Source organism: Gelidibacter algens (assembly GCF_001678675.1).
GTDB lineage: Bacteria > Bacteroidota > Bacteroidia > Flavobacteriales > Flavobacteriaceae > Gelidibacter > Gelidibacter algens.
On record NZ_LZRN01000008.1, the window covers coordinates 21628 to 40374 of the forward strand.

Annotated in this window: 12 protein-coding genes; 8 read left to right on the forward strand and 4 right to left on the reverse strand. The window is 37.7% G+C overall.

Going from position 1 to position 18747, the window contains the following annotated elements:
- Nucleotides 1–2: 2 nt before the first annotated feature.
- Complete coding sequence (gene lysS / locus A9996_RS05375; RefSeq protein ID WP_066431963.1) at nucleotides 3–1691, reverse strand: lysine--tRNA ligase; 1689 nt, start codon at nucleotides 1689–1691, stop codon at nucleotides 3–5.
- Nucleotides 1692–1971: 280 nt separating this feature from the next.
- On the opposite strand from lysS, the gene A9996_RS19530 reads away from it, so the two are divergent.
- The 3 genes from A9996_RS19530 (at nucleotide 1972) to A9996_RS05390 (ending at nucleotide 3553) form a co-directional block, all read left to right on the forward strand.
- Nucleotides 1972–2130 (forward strand): YqaE/Pmp3 family membrane protein, encoded by a 159-nt coding sequence (locus tag A9996_RS19530; protein ID WP_083993859.1) that lies wholly within the window; start codon nucleotides 1972–1974, stop codon nucleotides 2128–2130.
- 224 nt (nucleotides 2131–2354) lie between these two features.
- Nucleotides 2355–3056 (forward strand): lipoyl(octanoyl) transferase LipB, encoded by a 702-nt coding sequence (lipB, locus tag A9996_RS05385; RefSeq protein WP_066431969.1) that lies wholly within the window; start codon nucleotides 2355–2357, stop codon nucleotides 3054–3056.
- A gap of 17 nt (nucleotides 3057–3073) precedes the next feature.
- Nucleotides 3074–3553: a hypothetical protein gene (locus A9996_RS05390; protein WP_066431971.1), complete on the forward strand. Its 480-nt coding sequence runs from the start codon at nucleotides 3074–3076 to the stop codon at nucleotides 3551–3553.
- Between the two features lie 254 nt (nucleotides 3554–3807).
- Here A9996_RS05390 and A9996_RS05395 read toward each other — a convergent pair whose 3' ends face one another.
- From A9996_RS05395 to A9996_RS05405, 3 genes are all read right to left on the reverse strand, one after another.
- Complete coding sequence (locus A9996_RS05395) at nucleotides 3808–4857, reverse strand: nucleoid-associated protein (RefSeq protein ID WP_066431973.1); 1050 nt, start codon at nucleotides 4855–4857, stop codon at nucleotides 3808–3810.
- A 126-nt stretch (nucleotides 4858–4983) separates the two neighbouring features.
- Nucleotides 4984–7413 carry a ribonuclease HII gene (locus tag A9996_RS05400; protein ID WP_066431975.1) on the reverse strand — a complete coding sequence of 810 codons (2430 nt, stop codon included), beginning with the start codon at nucleotides 7411–7413 and terminating at the stop codon, nucleotides 4984–4986.
- Nucleotides 7414–7439: 26 nt separating this feature from the next.
- Entirely contained in the window at nucleotides 7440–8042 is a 603-nt protein-coding gene (locus A9996_RS05405; RefSeq protein ID WP_066432201.1) for a ribonuclease HII, read from the reverse strand.
- A 202-nt stretch (nucleotides 8043–8244) separates the two neighbouring features.
- Here A9996_RS05405 and A9996_RS05410 point away from each other — a divergent pair, with 202 nt between their 5' ends.
- The 5 genes from A9996_RS05410 to A9996_RS05430 all read left to right on the forward strand — a co-directional run bounded on the left by A9996_RS05410 (nucleotide 8245) and on the right by A9996_RS05430 (nucleotide 18708).
- Nucleotides 8245–11370: a SusC/RagA family TonB-linked outer membrane protein gene (locus tag A9996_RS05410; RefSeq protein WP_066431977.1), complete on the forward strand. Its 3126-nt coding sequence runs from the start codon at nucleotides 8245–8247 to the stop codon at nucleotides 11368–11370.
- A 24-nt stretch (nucleotides 11371–11394) separates the two neighbouring features.
- Nucleotides 11395–13026, forward strand: coding sequence for a RagB/SusD family nutrient uptake outer membrane protein (locus A9996_RS05415; protein ID WP_066431980.1), 1632 nt, complete (start codon nucleotides 11395–11397; stop codon nucleotides 13024–13026).
- Between the two features lie 132 nt (nucleotides 13027–13158).
- A complete protein-coding gene (locus A9996_RS05420; protein WP_317047114.1) occupies nucleotides 13159–13455 on the forward strand; it encodes a RagB/SusD family nutrient uptake outer membrane protein in 297 nt (98 codons plus the stop codon).
- A gap of 433 nt (nucleotides 13456–13888) precedes the next feature.
- Complete coding sequence (locus A9996_RS05425; protein ID WP_066431989.1) at nucleotides 13889–17191, forward strand: SusC/RagA family TonB-linked outer membrane protein; 3303 nt, start codon at nucleotides 13889–13891, stop codon at nucleotides 17189–17191.
- An 8-nt stretch (nucleotides 17192–17199) separates the two neighbouring features.
- Nucleotides 17200–18708, forward strand: coding sequence for a RagB/SusD family nutrient uptake outer membrane protein (locus A9996_RS05430; protein ID WP_083993860.1), 1509 nt, complete (start codon nucleotides 17200–17202; stop codon nucleotides 18706–18708).
- The last annotated feature ends 39 nt before the right edge of the window (nucleotides 18709–18747 follow it).

Below are 18747 nucleotides of genomic sequence, written 5' to 3' on the forward strand. Positions count from 1 at the left end.
ATCTAAGCGAGGTCGACAAATAGGCCATTTTCAGTTTTTGACACTTTTGCCAATTTGTTTTTGGTCAAGCCTTTTATGGCGGCATCCCATTTTTTATTACTTAATCCTGATTGCTCCTTTAAGGTATTGAGATCTGTAGGTGCGGTCGATTTTAGCATGGTGAATACTGCCTTTTCATCGTCTGTCATAGCCACAGCTTTCTTCTCAGGTCTCATCTGCGGAAAAAACAACACTTCTTGGATGGATTGATTATTGGTTAAAAACATAATGAGTCTGTCCATACCAATTCCCATTCCAGAAGTTGGAGGCATCCCGTATTCTAGAGCGCGCAAGAAATCATAATCGATCAGTCCCGTAGCTTCATCGTCACCATTTTGAGCCAATTCCATTTGGTGTTCAAAACGCTCACGCTGATCAATTGGGTCATTTAATTCAGAATAGGCATTGGCAATTTCCTTACCACACACCATTAATTCAAAACGTTCAGTCAATTCTGGGTTGTCTCGGTGTTCTTTACACAACGGACTCATTTCCTTTGGATAGTCTGTAATGAATGTTGGTTGGATGTAGTTGCCTTCACATTTTTCACCAAAAATCTCATCAATCAATTTGCCTTTACCCATCGTGTCATCTACCGCAATGCCCATATCTTGAGCTGCCTTTTTGATCTCCTCTTCAGTCTTGCCTGTAATGTCAAAACCTGTAAAATGCTTGATGGAATCCGTCATGGTGACGCGGGCATAAGGGGCTTTAAAGTTGATATGATGTTCGCCAAAAGTAGCTTCTGTAGTTCCGTTTACGGCATTAGCGCAATGCTCCAACAACTGCTCACAAAAGCGCATCATCCAATTGTAATCTTTGTAGGACACATAAATTTCCATTGCTGTAAACTCCGGATTATGAGTACGGTCCATTCCTTCATTTCTGAAGTTTTTAGAAAATTCATAAACACCATCAAAACCACCAACGATCAATCGTTTTAGATAAAGTTCATTCGCAATGCGCATGTATAACGGAATGTCCAAACTGTTGTGGTGGGTCGTAAATGGACGTGCCGCTGCGCCTCCAGGAATGGGTTGCAATACAGGAGTTTCTACCTCAAAGTACCCTGCATCATTAAAAAACTGACGCATCGCATTGAACAATTTGGTGCGTTTGATGAACACATCTTTAACTTTCGGATTCACTACCAAATCAGCATAACGTTGTCTGTAACGTTGCTCAGGATCTGTAAACGCGTCATATACTACCCCGTCTTTTTCCTTTGGTAAAGGCAACGGTTTCAAAGATTTGCTCAATAGCGTGAAATCTTTAACTTTTACTGTTTTTTCGCCTACCTGAGTGGTGAACAGTTCACCTTCAATACCGATGAAATCGCCAAAATCCAACAACTTTTTAAACACTTCGTTGTATTTGGTTTTATCGTCACCGCTACAAATTTCATCTCTGTTAAAATACACTTGGATTCTTCCTTCAGAATCCTGTAGTTGCGCAAAACTTGCCTTGCCCTGAACTCTCATAGACATCAATCGGCCAGCAATAACAACGTTTTTGCCTTCTTCAAACTGCTCCTTCACCTGTTTTGAAGTTTGGTCTACAGGATATAAAGCGGCTGGATAAGGATTAATACCCAACTCACGTAATTTGCCTAATTTCTCTCTTCGGATGAGTTCTTGTTCTGAAAGTTGCATGCTGTTAAATTTTTGAATTGCAAAATTACACTATTTAGAAAAATTAGCACGCTACTTTTGCTGATAGATTATGTTTTTGATAGAATATTAGGGCGGGGCAGTGGCTTGGCCTTTTAATTGTTTAATTTGGGTTTCATTCGGCAATTTTTTTTGAAGGGTTCAATCATGTTCAAATAAGCAACATCCCAAAAAGAATAACGCTTACTTTCTGAAGTCAACCGTAACAAATTCCATAATTTCCCGTCTTACAAATACGTCAATCATCAAAATCATTAGTATCATGGGAATTTGGAGAGTTATTCTTTCTATTTTTTGTCCGCCTTTAGCAGTTATTGACAAGGGTTGTGGCTCTATTATTATCGTGTTCTTATTGTGGCTCTGTGGTTGGGTTCCAGGAGTCATTGCGGCTTTGGTTATTTTGAATAATCCGAGAAGGTAGTGGTCAGTCATCAGTCTTCAGTCATCAGTCTTCAGTCATCAGTCATCAGTCATCAATCTGCACCATTCACCCCTCACCCTTCACCCGTCACCCTTCACCCGTCACCCCTCATCCGTCCCAATAAACATTTCCTCCGTGTAACTCCGTGTTCCTCTGTGGTACACTGTGAAATAGTTCTCCCTCATCCTCACCCATCCATCCAAAATAGTTTAATTTTGTAGTCTATGAATAAAACTGTTGAAATTCAAGATTTAGGCCACAAAGATTATAAAGCAACATGGGATTATCAGGAGGGGTTGTTCCAATCAGTTTTGAGCACAAAAATCAAGAACAGAAGAGAAGAAACCAACTTGGAAACCTCCAATTATCTGTTGTTTGTAGAGCATCCACATGTGTATACACTTGGCAAAAGTGGCGATTTTTCAAATCTTTTATTGAATGAAGAACAGCTTATCCAAAAAGGGGCTACGTTTTACAAAATTAATAGAGGGGGAGATATCACGTATCACGGACCTGGACAAATTGTGGGTTATCCAATTCTTGATCTCGAAAATTTTTTCACAGACATTCATAAATACTTACGCTTATTGGAAGAGATGGTTATTTTAACCTTAGCGGAATATGGTCTTAAAACCGAACGAAGCCCAGGAGAAACTGGCGTTTGGTTGGATGTGGGGACGCCTTTTGCCCGAAAAATTTGTGCCATGGGTGTGCGTGCTAGCCGCTGGGTGACCATGCATGGATTTGCGCTGAATGTTAATGCTGATTTGGGCTATTTTGACAACATTGTTCCGTGTGGCATCATGGGGAAAGCCGTTACGACCTTAAATGTGGAGTTGGGCGTTGAAAACGTTGACGAAGCTGAAGTGAAAGCCAAATTATTAAAACATTTTCTGAATCTCTTTGAAGCCGAAGCATACCATTAATAAAGTGTGTTATACATATGGGCCACATTCAAAAAATAATCTTACTGGTTTTAATAGTGCCCTTGGCGCTTTTTCCAGGTGGCTTAATTTCTTATTTCTTGCTATTTGAGAAACCAGAATTTGAAAATACCATGTGGATTCCTATTGGCATGACAGCCCTGGGTTTGTGCAGCTTTATGTTCCATTTCAAAACAAAAATGTTTTATAAACTGCTCAAAAAGAAAGCAGATCTGCCAAAAATAGACCCGTTGTTCTGGTTGTTGGATATTGCCTTCGGAATTGTCTATATCTTGATTTCTTTTTACTTGGTGTACCTCATGTATATTTTGCCTGTAAGACAAAATGCATTTAGGCTACTGTTATATATAATTCCTTTGTTTATTGCGGGCTTATGGACAGTTTTTGAAGCTTTCTATCTTCACAATCTCATCCAAATTCACAAATTTGCGCACCGACATGCTGAGATTGATGATATTAAAGGAAACATTAGAGATTAAGTCATCTCTTCGATTCCATCGATTAAAATTCTTTGTGAGGTGTCAGAATTTGAGTAAAACATCGATGCTAGGAATATTTATCTCCCGCAGATAGCGCAGATTTGCGGAAATGCATTCTGCGTCTCTCTGCGAGATCTGCGGGAAGTGTTTTTTAATCGAGAAGCCTCCAACTCTAAATGGTAATTCTGATTTATCAACAATCAACAATCAACAATCAACAATCAACAATCAACAATCAACAATCGAAAATCGTTCTATCCTTCTTCATTGAAAAACACTTTGTAATAATGCATTTTCCTAGCCTCATCATAACCACGCTCTAAATATTCTGCGGAAGCGTCAGGAGCGTCAACATCTAGCTTGATCTGAATATTAGTATCGAGTTTGATCTCCGTTTTGATCTTCTGTTTCTCCTTTTTCAAGACGCTTTCAGAAACATCAAATTGGTTGCGGATAACCAAGGCATGATCTGTTTCAAATCCTTTTTTATAATCATCAAAAAGATCTTTGTAAGTGTCATCATCAAAAACATCATCCTTAAAATTTTCAACGTTGATGACCTCATTTTCCTTGAAGAAGTCAATGGTTTTGGCCAAAAATGTGCTTTTTTGCTGAAGTCCGAAACTAGGTTTTAAAATATCTTCCGAGAAATCTTTACAGAGTTCAATATAATTTTTGGTGTGTTGGTTGTGATCATCAGGATATTTAATGTTCAAAAAGTGCTTGATCCAATATTGGGTGTCGTAAGAATTGTTGTCAACACTCAAGATGATATTACCTTCCGTATCTGAGGTGTTCAATATCAAACAGCCTTTGTCTACCTTTTTAGTGGGAATACCCTTTTGGGTAATAATGTCATAACTGTTGTTTTCCAAATAGGTTTGAAAAAATTCAGCTCTAGTTTCTATTTTAAAAATGCCGACTGCGTTTACAAACAAATCCTCATACTGGATGTCATTGAACAAGCACACCACGACATCTCCCGTTTTTATCTGAGCGGAATTGCTCTGTTCAAACAAATGCGTAACGATATGTTTTGAGACCTCCACAAAGTTGCTTTCATCAGCAAATAATTGTGCAGCGTAACTATTGATTTCATTAAGGTTGATGTTGGAATGGTGATTGAATCTATAACTCTCCACCAAACTCCCAAAAGGACGTAAGAGATAGGGTAACATCAAATCATAACTTATTTCATCAAAGTCCAGTTCCTGTTCAGAAAAAGCATTTTTGGTACTGTTGAATTTATTGCCAACTTTATGGAGAATGGCTTTTGAAAGCGAGGCTTTGGTGCGTTTGATCATGATGGAATTTTTACTTTTTTGAGGTCTGCAATACTACACAATTTTGCCTTAAATCAAATTAAAAACCATCACTTAATTACTCAAAATATAATGGGACTATGATTTGTGATGTAGCGCAGAAATTAGCTAGTTCATTTGATAAATGATGATGCTGTTTTTATCCCCTTTGGTTACAAACTCCGGACTTTTTTCCTTGTCAATATTGTCGAGATCAATAGTTGAGTTGCCATACACAGGGAAGTTATCAATGAGTTTCCCTAAACTGTCAAAAAGATATATTTTTTTGGCCTGCAAATCAGTAACGGAGATGTAAATTTTATCGTTGCTGTAGAATATTTTTGGAGGCGTATAGTCTCCAAAATCCAGTTCTACTTTGTTGGTTTTAATATGCAGAATATTATCTGAAAGAGTTACAAGAGTTTTGCTTGTTGAGGAAATCGAATGCTTCTCTCCTAAGTTCAAATTATTGCTGGACATTTTGCCGTTTTCATCAATCTGAATGAGATCACCTTTAGCTGTCGTGGTTGTAAACGTGTTATCATAAAGGTAGATGCCGCTGTCACTAAAACTTATGTTATTCTTTACATTGACGCGCGTTTTGCCAACACGGTTTAAAATTTCAAGCTCATTGCCTTGCACAAATACGATATAATCCTTTTTACCAATTCTGAAATGCTGAGGTTGGGTGTTAATGGTGTTGTCTGCTTTTTTATAGTTAAATCCTGAAACCGTTTTCCCTCGCTTATCATACATTAAAACAGATTTCCCTTGAGTGACCAGCAAGCGGTAATCACGGTTTTTGTCATAGTCAAAAACTGCAAGCGGCTGCGTAATTTGATCCCTAAATTTTAACGGGAAGCCGCCAACGTCTTTTCCGCTTCTGTCCAGAACATAGACCCTGTTTTGGGTTGCAAATGCCAATTGAAGTCGCCCGTTTTTATAACTGTCTATTTGTTCTATCCTCCCTAAGATCCTGCTGCCCAATTGCTTTTTCCATTGTACTTTTCCATCTTTTGAAATAAGGTACAAATTGTTGTTAATGTCCTGAACCACCACTTCCATTTGGCTGTTGGTATGGTTGTTTACAAATTGCGGATTGGTCAATAAGTCAGCATCCAAAGTCACGTTCAAATCTTCGTAAACCGAATTTGATGTGGACTTTTTCTTGTTCCTTTGGATGATGGCGTGAACATGTGCAAAATCAGTTTCATAAACAAACTGAATGGCAGACGCGGTAAAATCGTCTGGCTTAATAGTGTTTTCTATGTTGAAATTTGAGTTGATGATGGTTTTGAGATTATTGGCGTTGGCATACACGAACATTGAGGATTCATCACTCAAGTTTGTCATGATTTCTTCAAAAGCAGCGGAGGTAAAAAGAGTAGTGTTGTTTTGGTAATTGCTAATGATATCTTTTAAAAGTTCAAGATCATTTGAAAACACAAAAAAGTCTTCAATCCTAACGTAGTTTGCAGCGCTTTTATAACTAATTAGTGGACTAAATACTTTGGAGAAAAGATCAGGTTCATCAAACCCATAAATAGGGATGTCTCTATAGGTTTCGATGGTATTTTGAGCACCAAAAAAGTCACTCATGGTGGAGGCGTTAATGCTATTTAAAAACACCGCCTGTTGTTCGTTTTTATAAATGACGCCTGCCTCCAAAACACTTTCAAAAATAGCGGTGTCCAATAAAGAACCTTTCGCTCTGTAGGTCGAGAGGTTTTCGTTAAATGTTTTAAAATCCTGAAATGAAAAACTTAAAAATCCGTCAACATCGGGTGGACAAATTTTTGGCAATTGATTTTCTTGAGGCAGGGTGTTTTTAAATACATTGATGAGACTTTTTAGAGAATCCTTAGCTGTTGTGATGCCATCAAATTTGAGTTGGTCCTGGGTCAATTCGGCATCCAAAAGAATATAGTTGGTGAGTTGAATGCTGTTGAGATTCTGATCAAAAAAGAAATTGGGTTTAAAAGATTTAGCCTTGGTATTGATAAGGATGGATAATGATTTCCCATTGCCGGCAGTCTGATAGAGTTCAGCCAATGCAGCGTTTGATTCTTTCTGCTGAAATGCAGCTTCAGTAAGTGCTCTGTCATTGGATGCAAAAAAGATACTGTCTTTAATGATGCTATAAATAACAGCGTTGTCAATAGTAGTTTTAGTTAAAGAGTTACCGTCAGTCGTGAAGGTTTCCACCGAGTGGTTGGGAACAGAATCTAAGTTGAAAAGATCGGCATGATATTTTGTGATGACGGCTACTTGAACGCTGTCAGTGTAATGCTTGCCAAAGGTGATCAATACCTCCTTTGACGGTTTTAAATGATCAAGAAAACGGAGCTTTGAGTCTAGATGTTGAATTGATTTGGCGTCAGAAAATTGTAAGAGTAAACTGTTATTTTTTAAAGCGTTCTTCAAACCTTCAATAGAAGTAGTTTTGACAATGACTGAAGTATTGGGTGGCACCAATGAAATGAGCTTTGAATGTTCCTGTGGGTCATTGTTGCAGCTGGTAACAAGAATAAACGTAAACAATAACCAAAGTGTTCTCATGGAGGGTTTTTTGCAAATATAAAAAGTTACAAGTCTAATTGGAATTGTTGTGGCAATAATCTAAAGCTTTTCCTGTGATATTTAGTTATACCATATATTTTTATGGCTTCTCGATGCTCGGCAGTGGGATAGCCCTTGTTTTGTTTCCAATTATACATTGGAAATTCTTCATGGATCTGGCACATATACGCATCTCTATTGGTTTTTGCCAAAATGGAGGCTGCTGCAATATTCAAATGCTTGGCATCTCCCTTAATAATGGTTTGATGAGGAATGCTGCCAAAGGATTTAAACCTGTTGCCGTCAACACTGATAAATGTTGGTGCTGGTGATAAATAGGCAATAGCTTTATGCATAGCCAAGATAGATGCGTTTAATATGTTGATTTGGTCAATTTCTTCAGGATAAACATGAGCAAAGGCAAAAGCGACGGCGTCTTTTTCAATAATGGGTTTAAGGCTATTGCGTTTTAGTTCAGAAAGTTGTTTGGAGTCATTTAAGGTATCATCCTTAAAGTCTTGAGGTAAAATAACGGCCGCTGCCGTAACCGGACCTGCAAGGCACCCGCGGCCAGCTTCATCAGTGCCGCATTCAAAAGGGTCGAGAGTAAAAGAAAGTTTAAGTTTCAAAGGGTTAAAAAATTTGGGTGAAGTTAGAGTTTTAGAATAACGAATAATCAACTGTCAGATAAGAATATCTATTGATGAAACAGATTTAAATCTCTTTGATTCATGAGTAAATGTTAATCTTTTAACTCTTTTTGATCATTTATTTTGTTTTATTAAGATTTTATTAAGAAATTAAGCCAATAACTAACTTAAATAAACATTCATGAAAGTAAAATTACTAGGATTTATGACGCTATGTATGGCGTTTGTAATGCAAGTATCTCTTGCACAAGAGAAGACTATTTCAGGTATGGTAACATCGGTTTCAGATGGACTGCCAATTCCTGGAGTAAATGTTATTGTTAAAGGGACCACCAGAGGTGTTCAGACGGATTTTGATGGAAACTACACCATTAAAGCGAGTGTGGGAGAAACATTGGCGTTTTCCTACGTCGGTCTTAAAACTACAGAAGCAGTTGTAGGATCGAGCAATACCATTAATATGACCTTAAACTTGGACAATGCCTTAGATGAGGTGGTTGTTGTAGCATTTGGTACGACTACCAAAGAAGCTTTTACGGGCTCTGCCAGTGTTATTGGAGAAAAGGATTTAGCACTTAGGACAGTGACATCACCAATCGCAGCGATTGAAGGTAGAGCGACAGGTGTACAATTTACATCACCTTCTGGTCAACCAGGGTCTTCGCCAAATATAGTGATACGAGGCGTTGGTACACTTAATGGCTCTACCGATCCCTTATTCATTGTTGATGGTGTTCAATATGAAGGAGCTTTAAGCACAATCAATCAAGAAGATATTCAATCTTTTACAATCCTCAAAGATGCAGCATCAACGTCATTATATGGTTCTAGGGCTGCTAATGGAGTTGTTTTAATAACAACAAAAAGTGGTACTAAAGGTGGGATAAAAACAAATCTGTCAGTTCAAACTGGTTTTGCTAGTAGAGCGATTCCCGAATATGACTATTTAACTCCAGGCCAATATTATGAAAGTATGTGGGAGGCGCTCAGAAATTCAACTGCGGGTAATGGAGATCCTGCTTTTGCCTCTGCTAATATTTACAATCAGTTAGGTTACAATCCTTTTAATGTCCCTAATGATCAAATTGTTGGAGTAGATGGTAGACTAAATCCTGATGCAAGTGTAATTTACCAAGCACTAGATTGGTATGAGGTGCTGGACAGGTCGGGTGTGAGAACCAATTACAATGTCAATGTAGCTGGCGGTGGTGAAAAGCATAAAGTCTTTTTCTCTGCTTCGTATTTAGACGAAGAGGGCTATATCATAACATCAAATTATAATCGTTTAACAACTCGTTTAAATGCGGATTTTGATGTTAATGATTGGTTAAAAGTGGGAGGTAGCGCTAATATAACAATTTCAGAATCTAAGGGTCCGGATAATGGAGGTGAAGGTAGTATTGCCAACCCTTTTGCTTTCGCTAAAAACATAGGTTCAATTTATCCTGTTTATGTTAATGACAAAAATGGAAACTTGTTGAGAAATGCTGCTGGACAACTCATATTTGATAATGGAACAGGTTATCCAGAATTCGGCATTGGTACGAGACCAACCAACCAGTCGCGTCATGCACTTCAAGAGCTACTTTTAAATGACGAACGGAATAGAGACAATACCTATGGTCTTAGGTATTATGCAGACGCTCAAATTTTCAATGGTCTAAACTTTAGAGTGAATTATGGAAGGGATATCAACGAGGGCATAAATAAGAGCTATGAAAATAACATCATTGGAGATGCACAACCAACTGGGCGATATGGTGAGACTAGGTTTAGGAGAGAGGTGGAAAATTTCAACCAGATTTTAACTTATAATAAGGGCTTCGGCGATTTACATAATGTAGACATTACCGCTGGGCATGAAAGTTTTAGTAGATCGTTTTCAAGTAATAATGGCACCGCAATAACTCAAGTTGTAGAAGGTATTTTTGAATATGACAATTTCTCTGAGCCTGTAACATTAGGAGGATCTACTACAAACAAAACCCTTGAAGGTTATTTTTTAAGAGCCAACTATAACTTTGATAATAAATACTATATTAGTGGGTCAGTCAGAAGGGATGCCTCTTCGGTTTTTGACCAGCAATCGAGATGGGGTACGTTTTATTCAGTAGGTGCATCTTGGCGAATCGATCAAGAAAAATTTATGGAAAATGTATCTTTTATTGATCGCTTAAAACTGAGAGGATCTTATGGAGAGGTGGGAAATGATAATCTACTGGATTTTTTCTTGTCTCAACCAAGGTATGGTTTAACTTCTAATGCAGCCAGTCCTGCGATTATATGGAATGAAATAGGTAATGCTGATTTGCAATGGGAAACCGTTGAAAGTTTTGATGTAGCCTTGGAATTTGCTTTTTTCAATAATTTCTTGGAAGGATCTGTAGAATACTATAAGAAAAGCTCAACTGACCTGCTTTACGACTTGCCAATTGCTTTGAGTAATGGTTTAAACGAGTTCCCTACCAATATTGGGGACATGTATAATTCTGGTTTTGAAATTGGGTTAACGGGCCATCTCGTAAATACACAAGATTTTAAATGGGATTTGACCTTGCAAGGATCAACTTTTAAAAATGAAATTACGGATCTTCCATCTCCTTTTGTAAATGGTTCTAAGCGATGGGAAATTGGCCGTTCTCGTTTTGATTTTTACCTGCTTCAAACGGCCGGTGTAGATCCAGCTAACGGAGATCAATTGTTTTTGCTATATGAGTTAGATGGAGATGGGAATAGTGTTCCTGTATTAGATGCCAATGGGGTTCAGGAAACTACAAATGATTGGGAAGAAACTGAAAGAGCCTATAACGGCAGTTCTATTCCAGATTTTTTAGGTTCTATCTCAAACAGTGTGAGTTATAAGGGTTTCTCTTTAGATTTCTTGATTACCTATGGTATTGGTGGTGAAATCCTAGATAATGGTTACTCTGCAATGATGCATAGTGGTACTTATGGACGTTCTTTCCATCCAGATATTTTAAATGCTTGGAGAGCGCCAGGTGATATTACGGATGTTCCAAGATTACAAAATGGAACTGCAGCGTTAGTACAATCTCAGTCATCTAGATTTTTGACAGATGCTTCATTTTGGTCTCTAAAAAATGTCAGTGTCGGTTACTCTTTCGACAATAACCTCACAGATGCTCTTGATATGGATAATTTAAGAATTTATGTGTCTGGAGAGAACTTGTATCTTAAAAGTGAAAGAAAAGGTTTAGACCCTCAGTATAACATAGGCGGAACAGCTGCAGGTGATGACTATAGTCCAGGCAGAATTTTCTCTGTTGGACTAAATGTTTCATTCTAATTAAAACAACTTAAAATATATATCATGTTACGAAAAATAAAAATTAGCTTACTAGTATGCCTCTCGCTTACTATAGCTTCGTGCTCAGAGGATTATCTGGACACGAAACCCACAGATGCCATTTCGGCGAGCGACGCTTTAGCCACTGCAGAAAACATGGCTCTGATACTTAATGGATTGCATCGTTTACTTTATGCTCAACCCCAAACTTTAATCTCTGGAGGTGACAGTAGTAGATCTGGTAACCAATATTGGACGCCGTTAGACGATAACTTTTCAGGCGGAGTGATTCACACGGCACCTGCAAATAATTTGGGTTGGCAAGATGAAACACGTTGGCAATCTCATACACAAGAAACGTCTCTTACAACTGAGCAATTGTGGTATCAGCGTTATCATATTGTTGCAAGTGCTAATGCAATAATCAATAAAGCTACAGATGGTAGTATCCCTGAAGATGCTAGACTAAGGGAAATTATTGCACAAGCATACGCTTACAAAACATATGCTTATTTTTCTTTGATAACACATTACGCTAAGGGGTATTTGATTGGAAATCCTGCTACGGATCCTGGAGTACCTTTATTATTTGCTTCTGAAGCGCCTTTTACGAGTGCACCAAGATCTACTGTTCAAGAGATTTATAATCAGATGGAATCAGATATTAATAATGCCATATTATATTTTGATGGGGCTACTACTAATTCTAATGACAAATCTCAATTAAATATTAATATGGCTTATGGCATGAAAGCTCGTATAGCACTTTCAAAAGGAGATTGGGAAACTGCTGCGGATGCTGCAGTATTGGCACGTCAAGGCTTTCCAATAATGGGAGAAAGCGACTATAAGTCTGGATTTAATACTGTCGATCTACCAGAAGTTATTTGGGGGAGTAAGGTGATAGGGACAGAGACCACATTTTTCCGTTCTTATTTTTACCTCATGTGTAATACGTTCGCTGGAAGTCAAAATAGAGGTAATCCTAAAATTATAGACAAACGATTGTACAATCAAATTCCTGATTCGGATTACAGAAAAGATTTATTCTTGGAAGATGCACCTAACACCAATAGCTCCGCATCAAATGGACAGGGTGGATTTGGTAATGACCCTAACTATACTGACCGTGCTGTTTTTAACGCAAAAAGACTGGAATATCAAAATCAATATGGATGGCTTTCAAATCAAAACACGCATCCATACATGCATGTTAAATTTTTACAAAAGAACCCTGGAACTACAGATCCAGATGATATTATTAACATGCGTACTTCAGAAATGTATTTAATTGAAGCCGAGGCATTAGCCATGTTAGATGATGTTACAGGAGCTCAAGCAGCATTGTCAACTTTAGGTGAAGCAAGAGATAGCGCTTATGATGCTACAGTGTTTAACACCAAGGCAACCTTAATGGAGCACATTAAATTTCAACGTAAGATAGAATTATGGGGAGAAGGCTTTTTATACACCGATAAAATACGTTGGGATGAAGCAATTGACCATGCCGCCAATGGTGGTTCAGGAGCGTCTGTTACACTTTACCAAGACGGCTTTATGCAAGGTAAGCCCTCTACAAATGATAAATGGGTTTTCAAAATTCCGCAAGCAGAGATCGATGCAAATCCAAATATAGGGCCTGCAAATCAAAATTAATCTTTGTATTTATAGTATATAAAAACAATTTTAATCCCCAAGAACATCTTTCTTGGGGATTTTTTATTCTAAAACTACATTATAACATAATGTAATTCTATTCATAAATAATGAGCTCACAATGCGCTTGCTATATTAGGAGAGAAAAGAGATTCTGCATTTGATAAATCCGCTTATACCACCAAAGCTTTTTTAATGAACGAGATCAAATGGCAACGACGCGTTGAATTGTGGGGTGAAGGATTTAGCTACCATGATCACATCAGATGGGATGAAGGTCTTGACCAATCCAACTCTGGTGCGGCTGCGGTTTTATACCAAGCTGGATTTATGCAGGCAAAACCTTCAACAAACAGTGAATGGCTATTCAAAATCCCACAACAGGAAATTGATGCAAATCCATTTATTTCTGAATCTGATCAAAATTAAACCTGAAATATGAGGTAAGCTAAAACGGCTTACTGAAAAAAATAAATCCCGGAACATCTGTTCTGGGATTTTTTGTTTAAATAGGTTTATGATTTTTATAAAATCAAATTGGGTATAAATTTGGTTGAATTTATTTTCACCGATTTGAAATCAACAGATCCATTTTTATTTGTTTAAATACAGGAAATCTTTAAGTAACGTCTATTTTGAGAGTCTTCATTTAGTTAACTTTCCGTGACTAAACCAAAAGAGTTAAAATTTTAACGCAACCTTTTTGCAGCTTATCCATCTTATACATATTGAGCATTAGTATTTTACGTTGTTTTCTAGTATTAATGACGCAAATTAGTATTAACATTTTTTTTTGACTAATGTTTGTTTATTTAATATTTTATTATGATGTTTGCGAAAGACTAACTCAAAAAATTGTTTTATGAAATTAAAGTTAACATGGTTAATGACGCTTTTTATGGCGTTTGTGATGCAAATTTCTCTTGCACAAGAGAAAGCTGTTTCAGGTACGGTTACATCTGTGACGGATGGTTTGCCGTTGCCTGGTGTGAATGTAATTGTAAAAGGAACTACACGTGGTGCCCAAACTGACTTTGATGGTAACTATACCATTAATGTAAGTGTTGGAGAAACACTAGCGTTTTCTTTTGTGAGTATGAAATCTACAGAAGTGATTGTAGGTGCAAGCAACACTATTAATGTTGCATTGGAAGAAGACATTGCTGCTTTGGAAGAAGTAGTGATTGTTGGCTATGGTACAACAACAAAAAAAGCATACGCTGGTACTGCGTCAACAATTAGTGCTGAAAATATTGAAGCCAAATCGTTTTCGAACGTAACCCAAGCGTTAGCAGGGGAGGTTTCAGGAGTTTCAGTAGTAAATTCATCAGGACAACCTGGATCAGTCGCTGAAGTGCGAATTAGAGGATATGGTTCACCATTGGGAAGTCGTTCGCCTTTGTACGTTGTGGACGGAATACCGTTAGCTGGAAATTTTGAGCTAAATTCTATCAATCCATCGGACATTAAAACAACTACTATACTTAAAGATGCAACAGCAACTGCTATCTATGGATCAAGAGGTGCTAATGGTGTGGTCTTAATCACAACCAAAACTGGTAACTCGTCTGAACAAGGCTACGTAGAGGTTGATGTGAAGACTGGGATCAATCAGCAATTAATTGCGAGGTATGATGTCATAACTAATCCAGATGAATATATCGGATATGTTTGGGAAGGTTTGTACAATAGAGGTGTTGTTACCGGAAATGCAGATCCTGTGGCTTTTGCTAATAATAGATTGTTATCTGATAATGGTATTGGGGAAGGTTATAATATGTGGGATGCTACTACAGGTGGCGCATTGATAGATCCAAACACCCGAATGTTGAGAGCTGGAGTAAACAGGTTATACACGCCAGAGCTTTATGCAGATGAGGCTTTTGGAACAGGATATAGAACTGAGACTAACGTTCGTATGGGAGGTGGTTCAGAAAAGTCTAAATATTTTCTTTCTGCAGGTTATCTTAATGATAGAGGCTACAGTATCAACTCAGATTATAAGAGATACACTACACGTTTAAATTTAAGCTCTGATGTTAAGGACTGGTTAAAAGTTGGGACGAATATTGGGTATTCATACTCTCAAAGTACCAATAATGGTCAAATTGATGGGTCTGAGAACCTTTTTGAATTTGCCGATAAAATGGCTCCAATTTATCCTGTATTTGCAAGATTTCCAAATAGTTCCCAATTAATTGCTGATCCTATTTATGGAGGTTTTCAATATGATTACGGTTCACCAACTGGAACTGCAAATGGATTTGAAAGAAACCGTCCTAATGCTAATTTGGTAAATCCAATTGGTTCAGCGGTATTGGGTTTTGATGGTAGAGATACACACGCAATTAACGGTAATTTGACGGCAGAGATTAAATTTACTGATGATTTGTCTTTTGAAACAACATTTGGTGGACAATACTCGTCAGTACAACGTAATATTGTAACTAACCATGTTTATGGTACAGGTGCAGGCTCTAATGGGACTATTGATGTTATTGATGATGTGAGATATACGATGTCATTTTTACAGTTATTGAGATATAAAAAATCTTTTGGAAATCATGAGATTGAAGCCTTGGCAGCTCATGAGACATTTGAACAAAGATTTTCGAGAGCACGCGCTTTTAAACAAAACGTAGTGATTCCGGGTTTGTATAATCTTGATAATTATTTGGAAAGCGCAGCGCTTTCTGACGGTTATGAAGATGGTTCTGGTTTGGAATCTTATTTTGGGCAGCTTAATTATAACTATGCAGGAAAATATTATCTAACGGGATCCTTAAGAACGGATGGGTCTTCGCGTTTTGTTGAAGATCAATGGGGAGTTTTTGGTTCAATAGGTGCTGCTTGGATATTAAGTGAAGAGAGTTTCTTAGATGACAGCATTTTTACATTTTTAAAAGCTAAAGCGTCTTATGGTGTTACTGGAGACCAGCAAGGAGTTCAAACCTATTTCGGTTTTGATACCTTTAATGCCAATTTTGTTGGTGGTGGTTTAGCCATTGATTTAAGAGCACCAGGATCGCGAGAGTTAACCTGGGAGACTTCAAAAATGTTGCAAGGAGGTTTGGAGATGAGTTTAGGCAATTTCTTGGATGTCAATATAGATTATTATAGAAAGAACACTGATAATTTGTTTTTTAACCAACGTGTAGGGCCATCTAATGGTTTATCAAGCATTAGGGTAAATGATGGTGAAATTTTAAATGCAGGACTCGAGTTCGATGTAACTGGCCATATTTTAAAATCTAAAGATTTTAGCTTAGATCTGTCGATCAATGGCGAAATCTTGGAAAACAAAATGGTGAAAATGCCAATTGATGCAAGTAACGGTTTGCCAAAAATTATTGATTCAAACTCAAGTGAAGATGGCGCATATGCATTTGCTGAAGGCCGTTCAATCTTTGACTTTTACATGAGAGAATGGGCTGGAGTTGACCCTACTGATGGTGCCCCAACTTGGTACCAATACTATGATGATGCCAATAATAATGACGTGCTTGACGCAGGTGAAGGTGCGTTTGTTGTCTCTGACGGATCAGGTGGTAATGATAACACATCAGGTACATTATATGAATACACCCAGAAAGTTTCTAATACGAATATCAAGAAAACGGTTACCAAAACCTACGCAAGTTCCACTCAAGTATTCATCGGGAAGTCATTCATTCCAGATTTAAGAGGCGCTTTCAGATTGTCAGCTAGAATTAAAAGCTTTGATTTCTCAACACAGTTCACTTATAGCTTAGGCGGTTATGCCTACGATGCTCAGTATTCTGAGTTAATGAGTGATCGTTTTGGAGCTGCTGGTAATAATTTCCATAAAGATATTGCCAACAGATGGCAACAACCTGGAGATGTTACAGATGTTCCAATTTTGTCAGACAATGCTGTCGTGAACGGAACGTCCCAATCAACGCGTTTTATTATTAGTACAGATTATATAGCGCTCAACAATGCACGGATTGGTTACACACTGCCAACCAAATTTGTAGAAAGAGCTGGTTTAGATACTGTCAACCTTTGGGTTTCAGGGGATAATCTTTTTGTAAAAACAGCCAGAGACGGGTTTAATCCATCAATCAGAGAAGTTGGAAATTCTGAGCGTGCAATTTATGCACCTGCAACAACTATTACTATTGGTGCAAGAGTTAAATTTTAAAAAAAAAGATGATGAAAAATATTATTAAATTAACATTGGCAACTTGCTTGATAGTGAGTGTCAACAGTTGTAGCGATATACTTGACAATAGTGGCGTGGCGGGAGATAGCCAACCTACTCAATTTCTTACCGCAGATCAACTTGAAAAAGCTTCAGAAACCAATTTAGGGATTCCAGCGGCTTTTGTGGGCGGTATTTATTCCCAAATGATCCAAACAGGTTCAGGGGGTTCTACGAGCCAAACTGATTTTGGACACAAGAGTTATGATCTTTTTAGTGATATGCTGTCCGGTGATATGGCACTGAGTGTAAGTACTTATGGTTGGTATCGTGCTGACATTACTGAGTTTCAGGCACCATTGGATTACACAAGAGGAAGTAACAGACAAGTTTGGAGATATTACTATAGAATTGTAAGATCTGCCAATACCGTGATACAGAATTTGGGTGGTAATGACGCTGTTCCTGAACTTGTATCGAATAAATATGCTATGGGTCAGGCAAAAGCAATGCGTGCACATTCTTATTTTTACTTAACACAATTTTTTCAAAAAGAATATAATGCGTCAGAAGCTATTTTACCATTGTATACAGAGCCTACAGGAGGCAACCTACCTAAATCTACAGCGAGTGAAATCTATGATTTGATGGAAAGTGATCTTACGTCTGCTATCTCGTTATTAGAAGGTTTTAATAGATCTGCCAAAAATGAGGTTAACCAAGATGTTGCTAAAGCAATATTAGCTTATGTTTTGGGTGCCAAAGGTGGAAGAGATACTGAAGTGGCTACCTTAACCCAAGATGTTATCAATTCTGGGGCTTATTCTATGCTTAGTTCCGATGAATTAACTACCACTGGTTTTGCTGATGCCAGTAATCCAAGTTGGATGTGGGGTATAGACGTTGTTGAAAACAATGGTCTAGGTCTAGTATCTTGGTGGGGTCAATTAGATGCTTACTCATACAGTTATGGTTGGGCAGGAGATTATAAAGTTATTGACAAGACTTTATGGGACGCCATTCCAGCTGATGATGCAAGAAAAGCGCAGTTTTTGAACAATCCAGCAAGTGGAAGAAATTTGCAACCATTGAAAAAGTTTTTTGCATCGGGTACCATTGGTGGTACTTCAATTACCGTTACTGCTGATTATGTTTACATGCGTATAGAAGAGATGTATTTGTTGAATGCTGAGGCTAACGCCAAAGCAGGAAACGATGGCGCTGCAAAAATAAGCCTCAAAGCTTTATTGGCTAATAGAATACCAAACACAGCTTATGTAGATGGATTAGCAGGTCAAGCGTTAAAAGATCAAATCTATTTGCAAACCCGTATTGAATTATGGGGTGAAGGAAAAAGTTATTTGGCCATGAAACGTAATAAGGCTACGACGGTTAGAGGAACTAATCACCTATCTTTTGTTGGTGATCCAATACCTTACAATGATGAAAGAATGCAGTTTGAAATTCCATTAGATGAAATTCAAAACAATCCATTCATCACTGATCAAAATCAATAAATTATAATTTACAGTAATAAAGACCGTCTCAAATTTATT